Source organism: Mesorhizobium sp. M1423, assembly GCF_040317575.1.
Lineage (GTDB): Bacteria > Pseudomonadota > Alphaproteobacteria > Rhizobiales > Rhizobiaceae > Mesorhizobium.
This window is the reverse complement of record NZ_JAMYKU010000014.1, coordinates 12,706-35,495: the sequence shown is the minus strand read 5'-3', so window position 1 is coordinate 35,495 and position 22,790 is coordinate 12,706. Positions and strand designations below refer to the sequence as shown.

The window sequence follows — 22,790 nt, the reverse complement described above, 5'->3', positions numbered from 1 at the left end:
GGCTTATTTCTGGGCCAGCAGCTTCTTGAACAGATCCTCATCGAACGGCGAATAGATGTAACCGTCAGCCGGGAAATCCTTAGCCCGGGCGAGATATTCGTCGACGTTGGAATTGTCGATCACCGGCAGCGGGATCTTGACGAAAGCCGGCACATCCTTGCCGTCCAGCGCCTGTACGGCGGTGTAGGTGGCGAAAGCGCCGAGCCAGTTCGGCTGCATCGTCGCCCAGCTCTTCAAGCCCTTTTCCTTCCACAGTTCGAGGAACTGGCGCGCATTCTCGCCGGTGATCGGCACCTGGTCGCGACCCTGCTTGTCGAGCGCGAGCACGGCACCCGCCGACAGAGCGCCGCCGAGCGACAGGATGCCGTCGATTTCGGGATTGGCGAAAAGCAGACTGGTGACCGCTTCCTGGGCGGGCGCGACATTGTAGGGCGTGTTCGTTTCGGCAAGCACTTTCACATCGGGATGAGCCTTAAGCTCGGCATCGGCGCCTTTGCGCCGGTCGTCACTGACCGAAACGCCGGCTGGGCCATTGAGGATCAGAATTTTGCCCTTGCCTCCGATGGCGTCGATCAGGAACTTGGCCGCCTGATCGCCCCACTGTGAGGAATCGGTGTTGACCTTGGCGGTCACCTGGTCGGTGTCGACGAGGCTGTCGAAATTGATGATCGCGATGCCTTTGGCGCAGGCGTCCGCCAGCACGCGCGCCGGCGCGGTCGACGAGCCAGCGATCAGGATGATGGCATCGACATCGGAATCGATCATCGACTGGATCTGCTGAATCTGGACGTTGGCGTCGCCTTGGGCGTCGGTCACGACGAGCTTGTCGACCAAGCCTTGCTTCTTCAAAGTTTCGACTTCGGCTTCGATCGTGCCCTGTGTCTGCTTCATCCAGGTCGGAACTGAATAGATGTTGGCCCAGCCGATCGTATACGGCGCCTTGCGGTCGCCCTTGATGCATTTAGCGGCGGCGTTGGCCTGCGAACCGGCGCCAACGCTGAGGAGAAGACCGAGGCAAAGGGCGCTGGCGGATGCGAAAAACGATGATTTGGTCATGATTGTTCCCTTCTGAGGTTATGCCTGGACGTGCGGGGTCGAGACGAGAAAACCCGCCGGTTGCCGCATCTCGGAAACCGCCCTTTTTCTCGTCAGGACTCTCTGCGCCTGGCTCCTTATTGTCTGATATTCCAGACAAGAGGCCTGTATATCGGACAGATGGGATGCTAGACTGAGCCTTGACATCTTTCAAGCGTCTTGAGACGAGGGCCGAAATGATTTTGCGCGGGGTGCGGCCCACATGAGCGATGGCGTCACTGGTTTGATCGAAAGGGAAGTCCGCGCCGAGCCGCGCAATGGCGAACGGCGCCGCGGGATTGACCGCGTCATCACGCTGCTTGAAGCGCTTCTGCGGCAGCGCGCGCCGATGCGCGTCGGCGATATCGCCAAGATGATCGGCGCGCCGCGTTCGACCACTTATGAGATCGTCAACAGCCTGCTGGAAGCCGAAATGCTCGAGAACGTCGGGACGGAAGGCTATGTCTATTTCGGAAAGGCGATGCATCTGTTCGGCTGGGCCTACTCACATCATAATGCCCATTATCGACGCATCATCGAAACCCTGGACAGACTAGGCGCGGAGACGGGCGAGACCGTCCAACTGTGTGGCCTGCGCGGAAACAAATACGTCGTCCTTGATTGCCGGGACTCGCCCGGCCCGTTCCGGATTTCAAGCGATGTCGGAGTCGAGGTGCCGATCCCGTGGACGGCGTCCGGAAGGCTGCTGCTCGGCCATATGAGCGCGCAGGAAATACAGGACTTCATTCCGCCTGGCGACTACAAGCTTCCCGACGGCCGCGTCATTGCGCCAGCCGAGTTCTTCGGCGATGTGGCTCTGGCGCGCCAGCAAGGTTTCAGCGAGACCGCCGCTCTGGCTGACCGCTTCACCTGGTGCATGGCCGCGCCCATCCGCGATGGCGACGGGGCCATCAACAAGACGCTTTGTTTCGTGTTGCCCGTCGACACGCCGGAAGCCAGGCGCAGCGAATTGCTTGCCCTGCTATGCGAGCGCGCCCGTGGATTGTCGCTGGCGGGAAGCTAGTAAAAATCGGCGCGCGAAGGTTCGGGATAGGCTCCGCTCGTTCAGCCGCAGCAGCGAGGCCGGAACCGGTATTCCGGTGGGTATGGCAAAGGCGGCAGCGCGCTCCCGCGACCACCTTTGCCCACAGTCCGCAGCGTGCCAGCACCGCAGAGTGCACGCGATGATACCGGTGCCTGGGACACCTCGTCCGGCCCGGCCACAACGCACTTACCCTCTTCATTGAGCGTCGTTGATTGCTTAGACAACGGGACGTTCCGATTCCGCCGGATCATCCATCGGCGGGAGCGGCGGCAATGGAAAGCAAAGCTCGCCTATTACCTGAACGCCCACGCCAAGCACACTTATCTGTTCGAGGTCGGACGTGCTGGATGTAGAGCCGGTTGGCGCCTGCATCAGGAAGGGACCCAGAAACGAGACGGCGTTTTGCATCGTCGTGCGGGCTTCGGCGGTCCACGAGCCGCTGAATTCCACGTTACGAACCAGAAGCAGGCCCTGAGGCAGGCAATGCGCATAGGTCTCGTCGGTCGAAGCCTTGATCATGTCGCCGCGCTTCATTCCCGGTACGTACCAATCCTCCTCGTCGACGAGGTCGGGATGCCACCATCTCGTGCCGGCGATCCGCCGGGTGATGGTGAGCATGCAATACTCGAAATGCACATGCAGTTCACTGTCCGAGGTAGTTACCTCCGTTACGACCGGGTTTTTAATGAGATCGTGAAGCTGGATTGTGGCCAATCGGTTCACGAGCGAGGTGTCCAACTGCATTTGCGTGCTGGAAGCATTTGGCTGCTCTCTGGGCGGCGAGACGTGATCTGCCTCGGCTGTGAAGTGTCGCCGGGCAGCGCGAATTCGACTGAATGTTGGCAGGGTAGCGGCCAGCGCCCGGGCGTGGAGCGGCGAAGCGGTGAGGCCACCCAGATGGTTCGCGCTGAACTGGCTCAGATTGACCGCGGTGCTTGCTGCATCCTGGATACCGAGAAACTCGACTGGCTGGGTAGCGTAGTCCGTGAGATGTGGCTGCATGCGCAGCTTTCTGACCGCTTCAACCCTTGGCACAACAGCTAATTCGGCGGCAAATGCCTTGCGCCGTTCGACCGCCTCGGAAACTGCGGTGAGGTTCGACACCACCTCTTTTGTCAACACTCGCATCTTCCATAAGTGGGGATTTGCCTTAATGGCGCCGGGTGTCTCGGTCGTGGTTGCGGTAGTGCGGGATATCCTTTGATCGAAGACATGCCAGGCCGTGCAGCTGGGCTCGGCGAAATCTGTCGGCTCGCAGCTGAATGGCAGCGCATCGGGATTGTCCCCGATATCTTTTCGTGCCTCGGCAACCATCGCGGCGATGCGCGCATAGGAAGGAGCATCAACCGGAACCCCCGGTTGCGCCCATGGGATCATCGCCAAATAGGCAGACTTGGCGGTAAGACTGCCGACAGACGAGGCGGAAACGGAGGAGGCATCGGACCGTTTCAGCCATAGCGGGTAGTCGTACTGGTCTTCCAGCCACTCCGACAGCCGCAGCGGATTGGTCACGCCATTTTGCACGATGCCATCGGCTAGCGCCTGCCCCGGATGAATGGCAAGCGCCAACGACGGGTCATTGTTGGGGTTGTAGGTCGCGATTAACGTGTCCACCACTTGCTGGCCAAGGATCGCGAGCTGATCGCTGTTCGTGCTCACAGGGACACCTCAGCCTTGCGGAGCAGCGGGCGCGTCAGCCGGTATCGCAGGCGCTCCGGCATTGGCGGCTGTCGCAGGGTTGGCCACGACTTCGGCGCTGAGGGCAGGGTCGTCCTTGCGCGGTGCGGCCGGCTGTATCTGGCCTACCCAGCCGACGATCTGCGAACCGAAAAGTTCAAGCGTTCCACCGTGTTCATTGCTGCTGAAGGAAAAACCCTGAGATGCATCGTGCTGGTTGCTGAATGCGCCGCTGCTGTCCGAATTGGAATGTTGCACCGATCCGCCGATACCGCACCAACCAACCTTGCCGCCATAGGAGGTGGAGCTGCTTTCCGTGTGTCCGCTAGCGCTGTCGACGGCGCTCTGGAATGCGCTGCCCATGCTGCCCCAGGAATTAGCGGTAATCTTCACGTTTCGAACAATCAGAAAACCCTTCGGGATCATCGGGAGCAGCTTGGGCACGTCGCCGATCTGACCTTCGATGGTCCCGTCGCTGATCGCATTCTTCTTCTGACCGGCGAGATACCAGCCGTCCATGTGGAAAAGGTCGCCAAGCAGCCATGGCCGTTCGATGCTGGCCATGAACCACTCGAATGTGACAGTTGCCGAAGAACTGCTGTCCTGATGCGACTGCCAGGAGGACTGGTCGGCATTCCAACCGTCGTTGTGGCTGGTCTCGCTGTGCGATGCATTGGCTGAGGCGCCGAAACCCAGAACGCTGTAGCCGACGCTGCCCGATGTTGATGACGACTCGTTGTTGTAGAAACTGTGTCCGAAGCTGTGTTGGCCGCCGCCACCGCTCGCCTGGTACTGTTTCGATGTGGCGGTGATTTTCATCACCCCGAAGTCATGGTTGGTGTGATCCCACCAGGAGACCGGATCGATATACGACCACGGCACCTTGATTGCCACGGCGCCACCGAGACCAACGCTATACTCGTCGTACATCTTGCGGGCCTTGGCAATCAGGGCGGCCGCGGCGCTGCCGCCGACGGACTGAAGGGTTGCAATCGCGTCGTCGATCTGTTGCCCGCCCATATCCTTGAAGTCGTTATAGGCTTGGTCGACGGCGTTCTGGTATCTGGCGCTGGTGACCGGCCATGCCTGTCCCTGGATAGGATCGGACATGGCTTGGGAGTAAGCGAGCGCGAACTCGCTGCGTGCATCTGCCAGCACCTTCTGGTTGTGTCTGTAGGCGGTGTGGCGCGGCGTATAGCCGGTAAAATTGCCGTCGGCATCCATCAGATACAATGTCTTCTGGGCATCGGCGATGCGTTTCTTGATATCGGTCGAGGGCTCAGGGATCGGTTCCGCCTGCATGCCGGCCAGGGCTGTGAAATACTCGATACTGACGGTTCGCTGGGGCCACGACACCGCAACCCCCTTGTTGGTGACCATCAACATGTCGTCAACCCGTTGAGCCGTGTTGAAGGCGCTGCTGATCGCCAATTGCAGCCTGGGATCTGGTGCCGGCATTGCGGCCAGCTGACCGGCCGGCGTCGCGGGCGTTCCGGCAGAAGGGGGAGCGGGTGGTGCTGAGAAAGCGCCCGTGGTGGAAACCGCGCCGTAGGCGCTGCCGCCGGCGGGCGTCCAGGGATTGGCATACATCTTCGGGTCGATCGGCTGGCCGACTGGAAGGTGCATGTAGACTGCCGAGCCAGACGGCGTGCCGTCGGGATTCACAAGCTGGGCCGCAACGGCGGTGTGTATCTGGTTCAGCGCGTCAAGCAGTGCTTGCGTGATGCCGCCGGTGACCTGAAGATCGTTACCAGGCATGAGAACTCTCCTTGTTTGTTGCGGCGTTGGACCATGGATCGTCACGCGGACGGGGAAAGACCAACGTCAGGTTGCGGATGTGCAAAGCCCGCGCTCCGTCGATCCGGGAGCCCTGGCCCAAGAGCAAGTTACGTCTCGTTCAGACATCGGCCGAGCAGACAATCACCAGGTCAGGAATGCCCTTGCCGGGCCCAGCCGCCTCCTTGGCTGCCGAGCATCTCCCAGCCGAAGTCTGCGGCTGTGCCTTCCGGGCACGCGTCACTAGGGCGATGGCTTCCCGCGGACCTGTGCCTGTGACAAAACCCGTGAGTGTCTGAGCCGGCTAGGCATCGACAAGGTAATCGTGATACAGCGAGTGGATACTCCGGCCATTGTCGCGGTCCTGCAGAATTCTCTCCCATAGTCCGAGATGAACCTCGCCGGGAGCGCCTTGGTGGACCACTCCGTTGAGGAACCGGATATGCCGGCGAATGTTGTCGTCGAAAGAGAGGCCTGCCGTGCGAATGTCATCATCGCCAAGCCCCTCGTCGAAGCTTCCGCCTTGCAGCTCGTCCCTGACATGACCGGACACCGCTGACAGGAAGACTTCGAAGCTGACGCCTTCCGGCAGCCCGCCTGCGGTCTGCTGGACGTTGTAGAAGTCTCTGCTGATGTAGTCGTCCTGATTGTTCTCGTCGAGAACGTGGTTCATAATCTGCCAGGTCCGGTCGCCAGCTTCGTCGGCCGAACCCTCGAAAAGATTTAATATCCGGTATGCTCTATCCTGCCATGTAGACATGTTTTGATCCTCATCGGGCTGCTTGCATGCGCGGTTTCGCGAGCGGGGTAGCCCCTCGAGGGGCCGGACGAAGCGGTTGTTTGTTTTCGACGGATTGAGTTTCTCTGACCGCAGCTTACGGATGGCTTACAGATCGAAATTTTTTGGATTCATTCGCTCTGGAAGAAACCACACGCAAGTGGATTGCATCGAAAGCCCGGTTCCGCCGGTCTATCACCCGCTCGCAGCGCGAGTAGTCTTGAACGCCGCTGGGGACACGCAGGTACGCTGCCCAAGCGCAGAGTCTATCGCTCCGGTCTCTCAGTGTTTCCGATCCCGGATTGCTGGTTAGACAAAACCGCCCCGCACACGATCGACCTGGGATTGCCCGTGAAGTTATCGGGCCGTGCAAAGAAGAGGTTCGGAGCACGCTGGCAAGACGCAGCTCACGGATGGCTTACGGGTTTTGGGCGTTCAAGATCTCAGATACGGACGCACCAGCGTGCGGATCACGTGTGAGGATTTGTATTCCCCGTTCGCTCCAACCGCCCTTTCGTAGCGCGAGAAGTCGTCTACAGCTGCGGCAGGATCACTGCTGGACAGACGTTCCCTGATGAGGGCTTGGTACACTCTTTCCGAATCTGGGTAGTACTCGAGTGCTCTCAGATAGGCTTCTCGCGCCCGGAAACCTTCTCCGGCATTCTCCCAATGTCTTCCGACGTTGATCGCCAGGTCGATATAGCCGTCCCGAACCTTGTCGGCCACCGGTATCGCCCAAGACGGAAGAGAACCCGGTGACAGTGGCGGGCCGGGGAATCTCGCCAGAAGCTGTTCCTTTTCGGGGGCTGTCGTATCCCCTTTCCTGGAAAGACCGCGGTTGAGACGGGCTTCCCAATCAGCAAGGTCGACCCACACCTTATCCGGGGGCAGACTGATCCGCCCCTCCCTCTGGACGATGAAGTCGCCCTTGCCGAGCGTCTTGCGCAGGCGGTGAAGGGCTTGCTCGCACGCCGGTTTGGCTTGATCCCCGTCGAGATCGGGCCAAAGCCAGTCATGAATGCTTTCGAGGGGACAGGTCTGGTCGCGCGCCAGGGCGAGAACCCGCAGGATATCGAGGGCACGCGTCGGCGATTTCGATCCGAGATCGAATTGAGTTCCGTCGAGCTCGATCCTGAAGCCGCCCAGTACAAAGATCTTCAGTGGCCATGGCCATTTAGCAGGCCGTCTCATTGGCGGGACGAGACGCCGCGTCTGAATGACCGAATGGCAGAGATCCGCTTCAATTCCGCGGTCAAGTGCATCCAGCAGCAGTTCGGCGAGGAGATCGGGCAGGTTGAGTAGGATTGCAGACGGGTTGACGGCCCTCAGGGCTGCCATGAACTCCGTCAGTTTCTCTTCATAAGCGGCTCCGCCCCTCCATTTCTCTTCAAAAGCGGCAGCGGCAAGAATGCAAATCTTCACCCGTTCCCGCGGGCCGCCGTCCAGCCGATCGACGACATCTGCCAACAGCGAGGCGGCCTCAGCCGGTCTTCTGTCGGCGAGAAGAACCTGGAATTTGGTGACATAATGCGGCCAGCGCTCGACCATCGGCTCGTTCGCCTCTTCGATCGCGGTCATGAACGTGTCGCAATCCCTGTAGGCTTCGACGAAGCTGCCTTGCCGCGCATGCATGGCGGCTCGGCAATCTGCGACTACGGCCACCTGAGTTGTGAAGCGGCTGTCCGCGATTTCGCCGAGCCTTGTCACGAGATCTGCGAAGCCGGCGAAATCATTGCGCAGCTTGAGCAGCAGCTGGAGATGGTAGAGACCGCTGAACTCGACGCTTTTCAGGGCTTCCCTCTCGCCCATCTCGATCGCCTTGCGAAGGGCGTCTTCGGCCGAGGCATATGGAAACCCGCGCCTCGAGAATGAAAAATACCTGCCGCTGGCGGCGCCGAAAGAGACCAACCACATGCCAAGCACCCAAGGCGTCACCTTCGGGTCGTTCAATTCGGAAGCGACGCTGTCGACCGCCTGTTCGAAGATGTCCTGCCGCCCTGACCAGACCGCATGATCAACAAGGGCTTCACTGGCAAGCAATCTCAGGTCAACCGGAACTTCACCAGTCGGATTCGACAGCTGTTGCAGGAGCTCGTCGGCGATCTTCACTCCTGCCTGTGCGGTCTCTTCGTCGGCCTCGCCGTAGTCAACCGCGCGCAACATGCCGACACCAACCAGCATCCGCTCTCTCGGGACAAGATCGGGTTGCCTCCCGCGAAGGATGGCGGCTGCCCTTCGCGTCCACCCGTCCAGGCCCCCGTGCGTCCGCCAGCTGCTTGTCTTTACGAGCACGGCGCGGATTACAGTCAGCCACTGCCCCCGCAAATCGCCGTCCTTCTCGAACGCCTCCCAAGCCCGTGAGAACCATCGCTCGGCTGCGGCGTCGTCAGGAACGTGAGCGGCCCCGATCCAGTGGAGAAGCCAGCCTTCCAGTTCTTCAGCAGGAAATCTGGTGCCCCATTCGATCAAGGTAGCCCTGCGGCCTTGGGACAGCATCGCCTCGGCGTGCTCGATGACCAACTCGCGGGCAAGCGGCCAGGCTTCTGCTTGGAGAGCCATCGATACGGCAGCGTCGACCAATCCTGCGTCGCGCAGGACCCGAGCTGCCCTTTCGCGCAAACTTGCCTGCTCTTCCGGCGGCAGCCGCGCTTCGAAGAGCCTGGACAGGTAGTCGCGCAGGAGGTCGTGGAACTGGAATCCTCCGCCTCTGAGGCCTGTTCGGGTGACCAACAGCTGCATTTGAAAGAGCCGCTCCAGCACCGGGCCGCCGACTCTGGGTCCGAGCAAGGCGTCGGCAAGACCGGAATTGATTTCGGGAAGCAGATTAAGCTTCAACAGGGTGTTCTGGTCGTCGCCTGGAACGTTCTGCAGGAACAGTCTGCCGACCACCTCCTGGAAATTTCCCTGCCCCAGAGGCATGGCGCTCATCAACTGTGGGGTACTTGATTTCTGGTTGGCGATCATGACCAGGCCGACCGCCCACCCCTTGGCGGCGGCGACCTCGATCCCCTTCTCATGGCCTGGTTCCCTGAGACCGACGAGGCAGCGTGCTTCGTCCTCCGAGAATTCCAGTGCCGTCTGGCCGATGACCGGCAGCTTGCCTGCGAGCGCGAGTTCGGCCACGCCCCCACCAGGCAGTGTACGCGATATGCAGATGCACCGGACCGTGTTGGGCAATTCCCGCAGCAGGACAGCCAGAATTTCGCGGAATTCTGGTGTATCGGCACGGTGAATATCGTCGAGGACGATGACCGTGTCCGGCACCATCTGCGCCAAGTAAGCGCGGAAGAACAGACGCGCGAATGCAGCAGCATCCTCCGCATATTCGGTTCCGAAAACAGGAAGGCTGAGTTCCCGCGCCCCAGGCGACATCGCCAGATAGTAGAACAGCCGGGCGATATCCTGGTCCTCGTCATCGACGCGATACCAGACATGCGGAGCCCGCTTTTCCTGGAGGTAATCGATGACTGCGGTGGTCTTCCCGTATCCGCCAGGGGCAGCAATCCAGCACATGCCGGATTCCAGGCACCTGTCGACCAGTGCAGCAATGCGCGGCCGCCGCGAGATTCCCGCGGGTCTTGGCATTGAAAGTTTTGCTATCGTGCCGCCGTGCACCGCCGCATCCAGATCCACCAGGCTGCACTCTTATAGCAGATGATGGGCCGGGTGCGCGTCATTTCAGCATGTAAGCCAAACGTAAGCGCGGCTCGGTCACTGTCGGCATCGTTCCAACTCATGGAGGAAACCATGCCGACCGCAACCGTTCAAACCATCTATTGTGTCCAGCCCGCCACCGGAACCGACTTCGCGGCCAACCAGGCGCTAGTCGACGCCATCATGGGCCTGACGCCGCAATTCATCCAGAACGACTTCGCCGGCAGCCTGCTGCAAGGGATCAAGTCACTGCCAAGCGTTCTTGGAGCGATCGACGCCATACGGGCCGATCCGGACAACCTGTTCATCACCACCGGGACTGAAGGCAATGTCGATGACGCTGTCTGGCCCTCTCCCGGAGCCACCAGGGAAGTCAATGCGGACCAGTCGTTCGAACCTGGCCTCGTGCTGCCGTTCGAGTATAGCCAGAATCTCTCTCTTTGGGATGAAGACGGCCCTCTTAATGGCAACGATCCACTCGGCTCCGTCACCATGGACAAGGAAGAACAAGGCATGGGTCCAATCGCCAAGATCGCCCGCTCAGCGATTGAGGGTTCGGCCTACTACGTCATTTACCGGATTGACTGACCGCGCGACAGGCATCGGGTGATGTCCACGGTCGCCGACAACACCTCAGCGAGCAGAAAGCAGCGGGCCGTGACCACCCCGTAAGCCATTCGTAAGCTCGGGCAGGTGAGCATTCCGTCTCGCAACAAGTTGATGGAGCAATGACCATGCGTCCCTACTCTCTGAACATAAGCCGCATCAAATGTCATTCGACGAACGACTATACAGGTTCTGACGACCTTGTTGGAGTGATGGGTCCTGTTCGCTTCCCGATTGGATCCTTCACTCCGGGAAACGACTACAATCTCGACATCAAACAGATCGTTCCAGCCGGTGAATTCTACCTTAATATTATCGAGACCGACCTTTCAGGCGATGACGAGATAGGGATGATCGACCTGTCCGCGATCATGGATTTCCAAACCGTGAAAAACGTGCAGGGCGCGGATGCCAGTTACGACATCACCATCCTCGTCCAATCCGTATCAGACTAGCTCTAGCATGCGCGATCCGCACTCGAAGCAGGATCGCGCCTGCTCCGCCTTGGATGTCTGGTGCCTCCGGCGAGGGTGGCCTCTCCGCGCCAGGAACTGCTCCGAACTCAAGCTCGGCGAGCGATCCGGTTCCGATCGAGCTTCTTGACATGCATGGATCGGTTCCGGTCGGACCGTTCTTTGAAGACCTTGCAGAGAAGGTCATGGACATCAAAGACGTCTGGGAGCTGTTCCCGGGGCGGAGCGCCCGGCCCTGTAATTTTGGTTCCGAAACGGGAACTCGACAGATGGCTTGGGGTAGCGCCTCCCGACGACGCTTGAGCCTTCCTGCTAGGAATGTGGGGAGGACGCCGCCAACTAGCCCCTTAGACTGCACTCTGGCGGCCAGATAGAATCATGCAGATTATACTCTGCTGAACTGGTTTATTTAAGAGTAATGCCAATAGGCCCATCAGGAGATTGAAATGCTTACTCAAGTAACCGTACCTTACTCTCCCGGCTACGACTATGGAAAAGGTGTCGATCTTGCGACGGGTAGTCCGATGGGTCATGTCGTCGATGGCGCATTTTCCGGCGTCGACGATGCAATGGGGTCCATATCTTCATTCGACATACGCCGTATTCACACCACCGCCGAACTCGAAAAGTCGCTGAGCATCAATGTCGAAGCGAGCGGCGGGTGCGGGTGCTTCTCCGCGTCCGGAAGGTTTGACTTCGCCCAAAGTTCCAAGATCCAGAGCAGTTCCCTGTTCCTGCTCATCTCCGCCAAAGTAACGCTGCCCTTTCACGGCATCGACGAACCAAAGCTGAGCGGCTCGGCGGCGGCGATATCGAGCAATCCCGAGCTCTTCCAATCACGCTACGGGAACATGTTCGTGAACGGGGTAGGACGCGGCGGGATGTTCCTGGCCGTCCTGCAGATGGATACAGCCAGTTCCGAGGAGGCCCAAGCCGTTTCGATGGAGTTGTCGGGGTCCTACGGGCTGTTTTCTGCCGACGCCAAGATGAAAATGGAGAGCATGCAGAGGCATTTCCATGAAGACGTGCGCACGACCGTCTACCACGAAGGCGGCCCGATCAATCTGATCATGGGGGACGTAACGGATCCCAGCCAGATGTATGGGCTTCTCCAGCAATGGCTGAACGCATTCCAGACCGATCCGAACGCCAATGCCGTTCCTTATTTCGTCACCCTAGCTCCAATCTCCATCGCAGATGGACCGATCCCGCCGAACGCAGCGCAGGTCCGGCAAGCCCAGGATGTTCTGGTTGAGTGCGCGAAGGAGCGCAGCAGCCGGCTAGACCAGATGAACCTGATGGACTTCATTACGCTCAATCCAGGCAAGTTCACCTTCACGGCACCGACAACCCTGGAGATGGTTCAGGAGGCATTCCGTGGTTTCCAAGTCGATATAGACATCATCGCGCAAGCCGCCGCCGCGGCGATCAACGATCCTAAAACAGCGTGCCTGCCGGTTGATTTCGCCGCGAAGCAGACGCCGGCCCGGCGTTTCCCGCAAGGGCTGACGCCCGATCCATTTCCGGAAGGCGCGAAGGGGCTGAAAAGCGTTTATGCAGACAAGGGAAAAATGATGGTCAGCCGCGACGCCTTGTTGAGCGAGATGCGAGAACTAGAGCCAGACGGCCCCGCCAAGATCGGGTTTGATATTGGCGTCGCGATGCCCGGCGCAGACACGCTATGGGGCCCGGGAAAGCAGCTTTTCATGGATGGCCTTGATGCTGACGAGCGCGTTGGCTGCGAGGATTCGGCGTTCTTCATCGTCGCCCGGAATGCGCAACTCGGCCTCGCGACCGTCGGCGCGAAGATCGCGGAGAAGACCTCGACGGATGCGTTTAAAGCTGCCCGCACTGCAGAGCCGCCCGGCATGTACACTCTGGGCTTCGACATCGCCTCCGGCCTCTTCGGCGACGCGAGGCTCGGTGCGCGCGGCCACACCGCAAGGGGCCCCGGATCCCTGGGGATCAGGGCAGCCCTCGACCCGAGAGGTCAGCGCGGCTTTGATGCAGCGATGACGCTGTACTCGGTTGCCTGACGACGGGAGCGTCTGATCAACAGGCCAGAGAGCACATTCTCGTTTCACTGCTCAAGCCTGTCAGGCACCGAAAACCACCAGATCGGCCAGCTTGAAGAGCGAGCGCAGGCTTGATTGGAACGGCTGGAGACTCGGCGCCCGTCGGTTCAATGCGTCAAATTTTCGTCTGGACGGGCTGCTGAGCCCAATGGGATCATTTCTGGTTCGGTGAGCGGGATGTGCAGAAGCGCACCATCCCGCGATTTTGCCAACTCGCGCCGGGCGTTCGTTATGGCCGGTCGGCTCGCCAACCGAGCCGCGACTCGATGCGGCGCGCACTGGTCTTGACCATCGTAATCAAATCCGGGTTCTTTTGCTTCAGCTTCATATCCGGGACGACGATCGAGATCGTCGCACGGCAGGCTCCTTGATTGTCACGGATGGGAGCCGCAATGCAGGCAACTGAAAAGTCAGATTCACCAGCCTGGATGGACAGGCCCAGCTCCAGTGCTGTGGCGGCCGCCCGAGCGAGCACATCCTCGTCCGTCTCGGCTCGACCGGTCGGAGAGGCGATCGCGGATCGGGCGAAAATGGCGCGGCGTTCGGCTTCCGGCAAATGGCCGACGAGCAGCCGGCCCGACGCGGTCCAGTTCAGCGGCGTCCGGGTCCCGACGCGAGATGTAACCTGGAAATGATCTTTGCCCTCTTCCATCGCAAGCACGACCATATGGTCACCGTCACGGCCGCATAGCTGGATCGTCTCTTTCGAACTCTGAGCCAGTTCGTGCATCTCCTGCGTTGCCACGTTGAGCAGGTCCAATGTGCGAGCGTAGGTCAGGCCGTACTGATAGAGCCGCGGACCCAGCCAGAGCAGGCCGCCGTCCTTGCGGTCCAGCAGTTCCTTTTCGACCAGATCGTCGACGATGACGTAGATCGTCGACAGGGGGGCGCCGATGTCGTGCGCTATCTCATATGCAGTTGCTGGCCGCCCCTGCTTTTGCAGATAGTCGAGTATCTGCAGCGCACGGTCGATACCGCTGGTGCGCGAGCGGCGGGGTTCCCGCGGGTCTTCGGCGGGGTTCAGGTGCAGGTCGGGCGCTATCGTGGGCATGGCATTCTCGGTTTTGCGGGCACTGTAAGGCAGCCGGGGCATTTACCACAGCCAGCCTCAATCCGGCCAGTTGAGGATCGCAGCCTCGCGGGCCATGAGACGCTCGTTCCATGGTGTGGCGATGATCGCATTCGACTTGCGCGCGCCATCAAGCTCCTCGGCAAGCCGTGCCGCCACAATGAATTCTTCGTCGGGATGCAAATTGCATGGATCGAGGAAGAAATAGCCGTGCTCGACTTCATGATCGCGGACGACCACCGGCGGATTGCCAGCTGCCAGCCGGTCGGCCAGATCCCAGGCTGTAATGCGCGATTCGGCGGCATTCACCCACACCTTCAAGCGATCGAGCGGATTGCTGGTCGGGTCGGGTACGATAGCGGCGGTGACGCCAGGCCGCCCCTCGAGTGCTTGCGCCCAGCAGTCGAGCGCTCGGCGTTCGCGAGCGCGAATACCCGCATGGTCACGCGTTTTCCAGGCCTGGAGAGCAGCGAGCGCACCGACGATGCCTTCCTTGCCGACCTTCATGCCGCGCCCGATGCCCCGGTTCTGCAAGTAGACGTCGCGCACCCGCGCCTTCGTGCCTGCGACGATACCGGATGTCGGGCCGCCCAGGAATTTGTGACCCGAATACAGCACCAGATCGGCTCCGCTGGCGAGAAAGCCCGCCAGATCGTATTCGGACGCTGCGTCGACGATGACCGGGACCCCGCGTGCACGGGCGGTTTCGACGAACATCTTCAGCGGGATTTGCCCATACTCGACGACATGGTGCGACACGACGTAGATTGCTGCAGCAGTGCGCTCGGTGATAGCGCCTGAGAGCTGATACGCCGAGGCGCTGGTCGCCTGACCGACCGGCACGACCTTGGCGCCGGCGAGACGGATCGCCTGTTCGATCGGTGCGCCGTAGCTGACCATGTGGCCGGACTGGATGACGATCTCGTCTTTCAGTCCAGCGGTATCCGGCAGCCGTTCGATCGCGGCAAGGTCCGGGCCCGTCATGCTGGCCGCCACGGCCAGGCTGATTGCCGCGGAACAGGAGGCGGTGATGAAACCGGCCTCCGCGCCCGTCAATTCGGCGATCACGGCGCTGGCCTTGCGATGCAGATCGGCCATTTCGACAAACTCGGTGAGAATGCCGGACACAGCCTCGACAGCCGGGGGAACGACAATGGAGGCGCCGAGCGAGGTCATCGTGCCTGAGACGTTGATGACGGGCCTGAGGCCCAACTGGCTGCGGATATCTTCGACAGGCATGGTCTTGTGCTCCGACTATTCGATGCGACTAATCAACGGCGATGACGGCTTCAATTTCGACGCTGATCCCTCCCGGCAGTGATCCGTGACCCACCGCAGAGCGGGCATGGGTGCCGCGCTCGCCGAAAACGTCGATGAGCAGGTCCGAGCAGCCGTTGATCACTGCGGGGTGGTCGGCGAAATCCGGCGTGGCGTTTACCATGCCGAACAGCTTTACCACACGTCGCACGCGGCACAGATCGCCGAGCGCTGCCTGCATGACGGCAATGAGGTTGACACCGGTCAGCCGCGCATGGGCATAGGCCTGATCGACCGTCACGTCGGCACCGACCTTGCCTGTATAGACCCGGCCGTCGGCCTCACTCGGCCCCTGGCCGGATAGGAACAGCAGCTTGCCCTCCTGCACGTGTGTGACAAAATTGGCGATCGGCGGCGGCGCCTCGGGCAGCGTTATTCCAAGCGCCAAAAGCCGGTCGTAGGGCGTGCTTTCCGGTCGCTTCATGAGCTCGGAAAAAGTCATACACAAACTCCAATCAGATCGTTTTTTCGTTGTGCCGGATGCAGGCCACGTGATGCCCGCCGCCGATATCGTCGACGGGCGGAATGATCCCGGCGCAGGCGGCAATTGCCTCCGGACAGCGCGTGCGGAAGACACAGCCGGAAGGCGGGTCAATCGGGCTTGGGATATCACCATGCAAGGCGACGTGGGTGCGGCGGCGGGTCGGGTCGGGCACGGGTGCTGTCGCCAGCAATGCCCTGGTGTATGGGTGCCGCGGCGCGGCGTAGAGAAGACGGCTCGGACCACGCTCCATGACGCGCCCGAGATACATCACCACCACTTCGTCGCAAAGGTATTCGACCACCGAGAGGTCATGCGCGATGAACAGCAGCGTCAGGCCGAGCCGCTTTTGCAACTCGCCGAGCAAGTTGAGCACCTGCGCCTGCACGGACACGTCAAGCGCCGAGACCGGCTCGTCGGCGACGACGAATTCCGGCTCGACGGCGAGCGCGCGCGCAATGCCGATGCGCTGGCGCTGGCCGCCGGAGAATTCGTGCGGGTAGCGCGTGGCGTGATCAGGCGACAGGCCGACCAGGGTCAGCAGTTCGGCGACCCTGTCGGCACGTCGCTTGCCTCGCGGAAAGCCGCGCGCGTCGAGGGCCTCGCCGATGATGGCGGCGATGCGCATGCGCGGGTTGAGGCTGGAGAATGGATCCTGGAACACGATCTGCAGCTTTTGCCGGTAGCTGCGCATTTCACGTGCGGACAGCGAAAACAGATCGACGCCGTCGAACAGCGCTTTGCCTCTGGTCGGCGCCACCAGCCTGAGGATGGCGCGCCCGGCGGTGGTCTTGCCAGAGCCGGACTCGCCGACCAGCCCGACCGTCGAGCCGCGTCCGACATCGAAGCTGACATCCTCGACAGCATGAACGATGCGGCCATTGCGGGCGGGAAAGTGCTTTGTCAGACCCTGCACGCTGAGCAATGGCGCAGTCGCCGCACGACTTGGTATCACCCCGGCGCTCACAGCTCTGCACTCCTGATGCAACGGGAAGCGCCATGCGGCCCTGCCGGCATTAATGGCGGCGGTGCCGCGCGACAGGGCGCAATGGCGAAGTCACAGCGCGGCTCGAAGGCGCAACCCGGCGGCAATGCGGTGATCGGCGGCACGCTGCCGGGAATGGAATAGAGCGCCCGGCGCTTGCCGTCGTCACCGATGTCGCGCGCGGCATTGGGCGTACAGGCCAGCAGCCCCCTCGTGTAGGGATGGCGCTGGTGCGCAAACAGGTCGTTGACCGGTGCCTGCTCGACGACACGGCCGCCATACATGACGACGACATCATGGGCGATCTCGGCGACGACACCAAGATTGTGGGTGATGAAAAGGATCGACATGCCCATCTCGACCTGCAGGCGACGCAAGAGATCAAGGATCTGCGCCTGGATGGTGACGTCGAGGGCCGTAGTCGGCTCGTCGGCGATCAGCAGCGACGGACTGCAGGCGAGTGCCATGGCGATCATGACGCGCTGGCGCATGCCGCCGGACATCTGGTGCGGATAGTCGTCGAGCCGCGAGACGGCGTCCGGAATCTCGACATGCTTCAGCATGGCGAGCGCACGGCTGTGCGCTTGCTCCCGGGTCACCGGCTCGTGCACCGCGATCATTTCGCCGATCTGATCGCCGACCGTGAAGAGCGGGTTGAGGCTGGTCATCGGCTCCTGGAAAATCATCGCGATTTCCCGACCGCGGACCTTGCGGAATTCCTTCTGAGTAAATCCGGCGAGGTCGTGGACACGCTCCTGCCGGTCGCGGAACAATATCTGGCCGCCGGCGATCCTTCCGGGCCGTGACAGCAGGCCCATGATCGACAGGCTGGTCACCGACTTGCCGGAACCGGATTCTCCGACCACGGCCAGCGTCTTGCCGTGCTTCAGGTCGAAGGTGACGCCATCGACCGCCTTGGCGGTAAGACGGCGGGTCTGAAACCAGGTCCGCAAGTCCCGAACCGACAGGATGACGTCGCTGGCGATCGCGCCGCTCATGATTTCCACCCGCAATGCGGACAGACGTGCACACTGCCCGCAGAACCTTCCGGCGGCAGGTGGCGGTGGGCAATGATCGCCTCGGCACCGAGGATAGCGTGGCGAGGCTCGAACAGCCGGTGCAGCGTGCTTGTCGCCCCTTGCGAATCCTTCACGGTGAGCTCGGCGTCGGCGAGGTCGAACAAAGTGAATTCTGCCGGCCTGCCCTTTTCCAGCAGTCCGTCGGCGGGCAACCGGATGGCGCGGCGCGGCGCCGTCGTCGAGGCCGTCACCACATCGTCGAATGCCATGCCGAGCGACAACAGCTTCGACATGGTGGTTGCCATATCCCACACCGCGCCGTCGAGCGAGCGGTTGTGCAGATCGGTCGAGATCGTCTTCGGCGGCAGACCGCGCTCGAGCGCCGCCTTGGCGACATCGAAGGAGAACGAGGCGCCGCCGTGGCCGACATCAAGCACAATGCCGCGCTGCGCCGCATCCTCGGCGAGCCGATAAAGATCGTCGTCCTCGATGATCGAGCCGCCGGCCTTGCCATTGAAGCAATGAGTGACGATGTCGCCTTCGCTCAGCAGGCCGAGAACATCGTCATAGAGTGGCGGCGGCTCACCAACGTGCACCATCAGCGGCAGCTTGAGGATGCGGCAAAGCTTCTTCGCCAGCCGGACCGGCGTCAGGTCCCAGCCGCCGGTAATGACGTGGCTGGCACGCACCTTCAGTCCGACGATGACGTCGCGGTTGGCCTCGACGGTTGCAATGGTGCGGTCGATGTCGATCGAGCGCATGTCGGTCAGCTCGCTGACACGGTTGCAGGCGACGAGACCGATCGAACCTATGTTCAGGAACGCGTATATATTCTCTCGCGCCGGCTCTATGATGAACTCGCGAAAGCCGTGGAAATTGGCTTCGCCGGCTGAGCCGGCATCGACCATCGTGGTGACGCCTCGGGCGGCGCCACATTGCTGCGGCCGCAGCGAAATGTCGGTGCCGCCGTACCAGACATGCACGTGAAGATCGGTCCAGCCGGGCGACAGGAACGCGCCATTGGCGTCAAGCATCGTCACATCCTCGCCGGCGGCAATGGTCGAACCGGTTTCGGCGATACGGCCATCCTTGCCGATCAGCACGTCGATCGTCTGGCCAAACTCGCCGCCGAAGCCGACTGGTTTTGCGCCCCGGATCAACAGCGGCCTTTCGGTTTGGGAAGAGCGATTGCTGAACATCAGATGTCCTTTGCGAGACGAGGGTCGAGAAGATCGCGCAAGCCGTCGCCGACGAGCTGCAGCGACAGCACGGTGATGACGATGGCGCCGCCCGGAAACATCATGATCCAGCCGGCCTGATCCATGTATTGACGGCCGGTGGCGATCATTGTGCCCCAGGTCGGGATGTCGGGCGATATGCCAACGCCGAGGAAGGACAGACCGGCCTCGGCCAGGATGGCGTTGGCGAAGATGAAGGTTGCCTGCACCAGCAATGGAGAAGTGACGTTGCGCAGTACGTGCCGCACCAGGATAATCGGGGTCGGCACGCCGAGTGCGCGGGCCGCCTCGACATAGGGCAGTTCGCGAATGACCAGCGTCGAGGCGCGCACGACGCGTGCGAGCCGCGGCGCATAAACCACGCCGAGGGCGACCACGACATTGACGGCGGTGGCGCCAAGTGCCGCCACGAGTGCAATTGCGAGCAATATGTCGGGAAAAGCCATCATGGCGTCGATCAACCGCGACACCGGCGCGTCGAGCCTTCTGAAGAAGCCGGAAGTCAGTCCCAAAACGACACCGATGATCGAGGCGAAGATCACGACAGCAAAGCCGACCGCCAGCGAAGTGCGCGCGGCGTAGAGCATGCGGGTAAAGATATCGCGCCCAAGATCGTCGGTGCCGAACAGGTGGTCGAGGCTCGGCGGATGCAGGCGACTGGCAATGGAGAGCTTGGTCGGTGCGTAGGGCGCGATGACCGGCGCGAGGATCGCGGCGAGCACGATGGCGATCAGTACGGCGATGCCCACCGCCGCCGTCGGCCGCGTCATCAGCCGCGAAAGCATATTTGGCTCCGCCTGGAGCGGCACCGAGATAGCGGCCATCAGTAGCGAACCCTCGGATCGACAGCCAGATAGAGCATGTCGATGGCGAAATTGACCAGGACGTACAGCCCGGCAATGACCAGCAGCGCGCCTTGGATAACCGGATAGTCGCGCCGTAACACCGCCGAGACGACCAAGCTGCCGACGCCGGGCAGACCGAACACCGTCTCGGTCACCACCGCACCGGAGATGAGCAGTGCCGCGGTCAGGCCGATGACGGTGAGGATGGGGATCAAGGCATTTCTGAAGGCATGCTTCAGCACCACACGCCATTCGCTCATGCCTTTGGACCGGGCGGTCCGCACATAGTCGTCATTGAGCACGTCGAGCATCGAGGCGCGCGTGAAGCGGGTGATCAATGCCGAGCTTATGAGACCGAGCGCCAGCGCCGGCAGCACCAGATGATCAAGCCGGTCGGCAAACGAAGCTCCCGGCCCGCCATAGCCAGATGTGTCGAACCAGCCGAGCTTCACGGCGAAGAACTGAATGAACACAAGGCCGAGCCAGAAGCTCGGCACGCTGGCTGCGAACATGGCAATGGTAGTTGCCGCCTGGTCGAAGATAGAGCCACGCTTATAGGCCGACAGGATTCCGACCGGCAGCGCGATGAGCGTTGCGATTACCAGGGAGAAGACGGTGAGAAAAAACGTCGGTTCGGCGCGTTGGGCGAGCGCGGTCGTGACCGGCTCGCCGAGGAAGATCGACTGGCCGAAGTCGCCTTGGACGACATCGAGAACGTAGCGCCCGAACTGTTCGAGGATGGAACCGTCGAGCCCGAGCTTGGACCGCAGCGCGGTTATATCGGCGGCCGTGGCGTCTGGACCCAGCATGACTGCCGCCGGATCGCCGGGCGTCACCCGTACGATGACGAACACGATCGTGACGACCAGCGCCATGACGACGATCATGCCGAGAAGTCTGTTGAGGATTGAGCGCAGCATCTGCGTTATAGTCCCTGAGCAATCATCGAACGGTTTGCCGGGCGCCACGGTTCTTTGTCGGCCGGCACCCGGCCGCCTATCCTTGGGTTGAGGCGGAAGGTGGGAGGAGCCGTCTCAGTTGCCTTCCAGATAAGCGTTCCAGAAATAGGGCCATGGCGCCGGCGTCACGCCTTTCAGCTTGGGGGCCTGGGCGGCCAAGGCGTTGAAGTCGCCGACCTTGAACGCTGGAACCTCGTCGTAGATCGCCTTCTGGACATCTGCGAACAGCGCGACGCGCTTGGCCGGATCGGCTTCGGCGTTGAACGCCTCAAGCACCTGGTGCTTGCGATCCGAAACCCACCAACCCGGAGAGGAGTCCGACATTATGCCGGTCAGCGACGGCTCGGGCAGGAACGGACTGTGGCTAATGTAGATGTCCCACAGCGCCGGGTCGGTGCGGTTCTTTGTCAGCGTCGCCCATTCGACCACGTCGAGCTGGACCTGGAAGCCGGCGGCTTTCAGATACTCGGCCGCGACCTGCGCCAGCTTGTAGTGGAACTCGTATTGGCGGCTGGTGAGGATGCGCAAAGGCTTGCCGTCATAGCCGGCTTCCTTCAGCAGCGCCGCAGCCGCCTCAGTGTCGCCATCGGGCTTGTAGGGCTCGGTGCCGGCGTCCGTGTGCCAGGCAAAGCCTTGCGGATACATGTCGCCGTCGGCTGCGAAGAACTCCTTCGATCCGAATGCGGCGAGCAGCATGTCGTTCGGCGCCAGCGCTGCTTGTATCGCCTTGCGGATGCGAATGTCGGAATTCAGCCCCTGCTTGGTATTGAGGACGAATACCGGCCAACCGAACGGCTTCAAGATGACCGGCTGGGTCTTGCCACCCGAGATCTTGTCAAAGGACTCGACCGGCAGCGAGTCAACATAGGCGAACTGGCCGGAGACAGCGCCTTCGACGCGCGTGTTCGCATCGGGAACCGGCACGAAACGGATTTCGTCGAGATACTGTTTTCTGGCGCCACCATAGCCGTTGGGTTCGCCGTCGCGCGACTTGTAGCCGTCGAACCGGGCAAGCTGGATGTACTGGTCCGGCTTGCGTTCCTTCAACATATAGGGGCCGGTACCGACGAAGCTGGTCAGCGGCTCCTGTCCCACGTTTTCGGACGGGATGATGATTGCCGCCGCATTGTTGAGTGAGAGCAGCGACAGAAGTGGCGCGAACGGCTTTTTCAGGGTGAGCTTGACGGTGTGGTCGTCAACGGCGTCGACCGTGGCGATGACTTCGGCTGCCTGCTTGCCGCGCGTGGCAATCTTCATCCAACGCTGCAGCGAAGCGACCACGTCGGCCGAATTCATATCGCTGCCGTCGTGGAACTTAACGCCGGTTCTGAGCGCGATGGTGTAGGTACGGCCATCCGGTGAAATCCGTGGCATGTCGGCGGCCAACAGCGGCGTGATGCCCCAGTCCTTGTCGAAGGTATAGAGCGTCTCGTAGATGTGCTGTGTGACAATGCCAACCAGATCGGCGGTCGAGGCCATCGGATCCAGTGTCGGCGGCTCCCCAATGGTCGCCACATCAATCACTCCACCTCTAGCGGGCTCGGCCCAGGCAGCGCCTGTCGCCGGCAGCATAAGCGCGGCGAGTGAAGCGACGATTTGCAAGAAACGCCTCATCTTGGTTCCCTTCGCTCTGTTCCATAGTAATGGAATTTATATCCTAGTTACGGACGAAGTAAACGCATCCGAATATGACGTCGTCAAGCTTTTTTCGCCCAGAGG

At 61.3% G+C, this 22,790-nt stretch carries 18 protein-coding genes; 4 read left to right on the top strand and 14 right to left on the bottom strand.

The window, feature by feature from the left end; all coding sequences use genetic code 11:
- Nucleotides 1–3: 3 nt before the first annotated feature.
- On the bottom strand, nucleotides 4–1,056 hold the full coding sequence (locus NKG95_RS18445) for a substrate-binding domain-containing protein (RefSeq protein ID WP_031193806.1): 1,053 nt from the start codon (nucleotides 1,054–1,056) through the stop codon (nucleotides 4–6).
- A gap of 241 nt (nucleotides 1,057–1,297) precedes the next feature.
- Between NKG95_RS18445 and NKG95_RS18440 the strand changes: the two genes are divergently transcribed.
- Nucleotides 1,298–2,098, top strand: a complete 801-nt coding sequence (locus NKG95_RS18440) for an IclR family transcriptional regulator (RefSeq protein ID WP_352483665.1) — start codon at nucleotides 1,298–1,300, stop codon at nucleotides 2,096–2,098.
- Nucleotides 2,099–2,335: 237 nt separating this feature from the next.
- On the opposite strand, the gene NKG95_RS18435 is transcribed toward NKG95_RS18440, so the two are convergent.
- The 4 genes from NKG95_RS18435 to NKG95_RS18420 all read right to left on the bottom strand — a co-directional run bounded on the left by NKG95_RS18435 (nucleotide 2,336) and on the right by NKG95_RS18420 (nucleotide 9,617).
- On the bottom strand, nucleotides 2,336–3,778 hold the full coding sequence (locus tag NKG95_RS18435; RefSeq protein ID WP_352639592.1) for a hypothetical protein: 1,443 nt from the start codon (nucleotides 3,776–3,778) through the stop codon (nucleotides 2,336–2,338).
- A 9-nt stretch (nucleotides 3,779–3,787) separates the two neighbouring features.
- The gene (locus NKG95_RS18430) at nucleotides 3,788–5,599 is read right to left on the bottom strand and encodes a hypothetical protein (protein ID WP_156948049.1); all 1,812 of its coding nucleotides are present in this window, start codon (nucleotides 5,597–5,599) and stop codon (nucleotides 3,788–3,790) included.
- 277 nt (nucleotides 5,600–5,876) lie between these two features.
- Nucleotides 5,877–6,245: a hypothetical protein gene (locus NKG95_RS18425; RefSeq protein WP_353041821.1), complete on the bottom strand. Its 369-nt coding sequence runs from the start codon at nucleotides 6,243–6,245 to the stop codon at nucleotides 5,877–5,879.
- A gap of 540 nt (nucleotides 6,246–6,785) precedes the next feature.
- Nucleotides 6,786–9,617 carry an AfsR/SARP family transcriptional regulator gene (locus tag NKG95_RS18420; RefSeq protein WP_502913967.1) on the bottom strand — a complete coding sequence of 944 codons (2,832 nt, stop codon included), beginning with the start codon at nucleotides 9,615–9,617 and terminating at the stop codon, nucleotides 6,786–6,788.
- A gap of 480 nt (nucleotides 9,618–10,097) precedes the next feature.
- Here NKG95_RS18420 and NKG95_RS18415 point away from each other — a divergent pair, with 480 nt between their 5' ends.
- The 3 genes from NKG95_RS18415 (at nucleotide 10,098) to NKG95_RS18405 (ending at nucleotide 13,119) form a co-directional block, all read left to right on the top strand.
- Nucleotides 10,098–10,592 carry a hypothetical protein gene (locus NKG95_RS18415; protein WP_031193811.1) on the top strand — a complete coding sequence of 165 codons (495 nt, stop codon included), beginning with the start codon at nucleotides 10,098–10,100 and terminating at the stop codon, nucleotides 10,590–10,592.
- 140 nt (nucleotides 10,593–10,732) lie between these two features.
- Nucleotides 10,733–11,065: a hypothetical protein gene (locus tag NKG95_RS18410; RefSeq protein ID WP_023718481.1), complete on the top strand. Its 333-nt coding sequence runs from the start codon at nucleotides 10,733–10,735 to the stop codon at nucleotides 11,063–11,065.
- A gap of 464 nt (nucleotides 11,066–11,529) precedes the next feature.
- The gene (locus tag NKG95_RS18405) at nucleotides 11,530–13,119 is read left to right on the top strand and encodes a hypothetical protein (RefSeq protein ID WP_353041818.1); all 1,590 of its coding nucleotides are present in this window, start codon (nucleotides 11,530–11,532) and stop codon (nucleotides 13,117–13,119) included.
- Nucleotides 13,120–13,387: 268 nt separating this feature from the next.
- Here the strand turns inward: NKG95_RS18405 and NKG95_RS18400 are convergent, their stop codons facing one another.
- From NKG95_RS18400 to NKG95_RS18360, 9 genes are all read right to left on the bottom strand, one after another.
- A complete protein-coding gene (locus tag NKG95_RS18400; protein ID WP_352910051.1) occupies nucleotides 13,388–14,209 on the bottom strand; it encodes an IclR family transcriptional regulator in 822 nt (273 codons plus the stop codon).
- A gap of 57 nt (nucleotides 14,210–14,266) precedes the next feature.
- Nucleotides 14,267–15,466 carry an aminotransferase class V-fold PLP-dependent enzyme gene (locus NKG95_RS18395; RefSeq protein ID WP_353041816.1) on the bottom strand — a complete coding sequence of 400 codons (1,200 nt, stop codon included), beginning with the start codon at nucleotides 15,464–15,466 and terminating at the stop codon, nucleotides 14,267–14,269.
- Nucleotides 15,467–15,494: 28 nt separating this feature from the next.
- Nucleotides 15,495–15,986, bottom strand: coding sequence for a RidA family protein (locus NKG95_RS18390; protein WP_352639600.1), 492 nt, complete (start codon nucleotides 15,984–15,986; stop codon nucleotides 15,495–15,497).
- A gap of 13 nt (nucleotides 15,987–15,999) precedes the next feature.
- Complete coding sequence (locus NKG95_RS18385) at nucleotides 16,000–16,992, bottom strand: ABC transporter ATP-binding protein (protein ID WP_353041814.1); 993 nt, start codon at nucleotides 16,990–16,992, stop codon at nucleotides 16,000–16,002.
- Entirely contained in the window at nucleotides 16,989–18,008 is a 1,020-nt protein-coding gene (locus tag NKG95_RS18380) for an ABC transporter ATP-binding protein (RefSeq protein WP_353041812.1), read from the bottom strand. Before NKG95_RS18380 ends, NKG95_RS18385 begins: the two co-directional genes overlap by 4 nt.
- Entirely contained in the window at nucleotides 18,005–19,228 is a 1,224-nt protein-coding gene (locus tag NKG95_RS18375) for an amidohydrolase/deacetylase family metallohydrolase (RefSeq protein WP_353041810.1), read from the bottom strand. Before NKG95_RS18375 ends, NKG95_RS18380 begins: the two co-directional genes overlap by 4 nt.
- Entirely contained in the window at nucleotides 19,228–20,091 is an 864-nt protein-coding gene (locus tag NKG95_RS18370; protein ID WP_353041808.1) for an ABC transporter permease, read from the bottom strand. Before NKG95_RS18370 ends, NKG95_RS18375 begins: the two co-directional genes overlap by 1 nt.
- Complete coding sequence (locus NKG95_RS18365; protein ID WP_352910055.1) at nucleotides 20,091–21,032, bottom strand: ABC transporter permease; 942 nt, start codon at nucleotides 21,030–21,032, stop codon at nucleotides 20,091–20,093. Before NKG95_RS18365 ends, NKG95_RS18370 begins: the two co-directional genes overlap by 1 nt.
- Before the next feature lie 114 nt (nucleotides 21,033–21,146).
- A complete protein-coding gene (locus NKG95_RS18360) occupies nucleotides 21,147–22,685 on the bottom strand; it encodes an ABC transporter substrate-binding protein (protein ID WP_353041806.1) in 1,539 nt (512 codons plus the stop codon).
- Nucleotides 22,686–22,790 lie beyond the last annotated feature (105 nt).

Coding starts and splice junctions, on each gene's coding strand:
- NKG95_RS18375 (WP_353041810.1), bottom strand. CDS start 19,228: ATGTTCAGCAATCGCTCTTCCCAAACCGAAAGGCCGCTGTTGATCCGG.
- NKG95_RS18405 (WP_353041818.1), top strand. CDS start 11,530: ATGCTTACTCAAGTAACCGTACCTTACTCTCCCGGCTACGACTATGGA.
- NKG95_RS18370 (WP_353041808.1), bottom strand. CDS start 20,091: ATGGCCGCTATCTCGGTGCCGCTCCAGGCGGAGCCAAATATGCTTTCG.
- NKG95_RS18445 (WP_031193806.1), bottom strand. CDS start 1,056: ATGACCAAATCATCGTTTTTCGCATCCGCCAGCGCCCTTTGCCTCGGT.
- NKG95_RS18380 (WP_353041812.1), bottom strand. CDS start 18,008: ATGAGCGGCGCGATCGCCAGCGACGTCATCCTGTCGGTTCGGGACTTG.
- NKG95_RS18410 (WP_023718481.1), top strand. CDS start 10,733: ATGACCATGCGTCCCTACTCTCTGAACATAAGCCGCATCAAATGTCAT.
- NKG95_RS18425 (WP_353041821.1), bottom strand. CDS start 6,245: ATGAACCACGTTCTCGACGAGAACAATCAGGACGACTACATCAGCAGA.
- NKG95_RS18400 (WP_352910051.1), bottom strand. CDS start 14,209: ATGCCCACGATAGCGCCCGACCTGCACCTGAACCCCGCCGAAGACCCG.
- NKG95_RS18390 (WP_352639600.1), bottom strand. CDS start 15,986: ATGACTTTTTCCGAGCTCATGAAGCGACCGGAAAGCACGCCCTACGAC.
- NKG95_RS18395 (WP_353041816.1), bottom strand. CDS start 15,466: ATGCCTGTCGAAGATATCCGCAGCCAGTTGGGCCTCAGGCCCGTCATC.
- NKG95_RS18360 (WP_353041806.1), bottom strand. CDS start 22,685: ATGAGGCGTTTCTTGCAAATCGTCGCTTCACTCGCCGCGCTTATGCTG.
- NKG95_RS18420 (WP_502913967.1), bottom strand. CDS start 9,617: ATGGTGCCGGACACGGTCATCGTCCTCGACGATATTCACCGTGCCGAT.
- NKG95_RS18440 (WP_352483665.1), top strand. CDS start 1,298: ATGAGCGATGGCGTCACTGGTTTGATCGAAAGGGAAGTCCGCGCCGAG.
- NKG95_RS18415 (WP_031193811.1), top strand. CDS start 10,098: ATGCCGACCGCAACCGTTCAAACCATCTATTGTGTCCAGCCCGCCACC.
- NKG95_RS18365 (WP_352910055.1), bottom strand. CDS start 21,032: ATGCTGCGCTCAATCCTCAACAGACTTCTCGGCATGATCGTCGTCATG.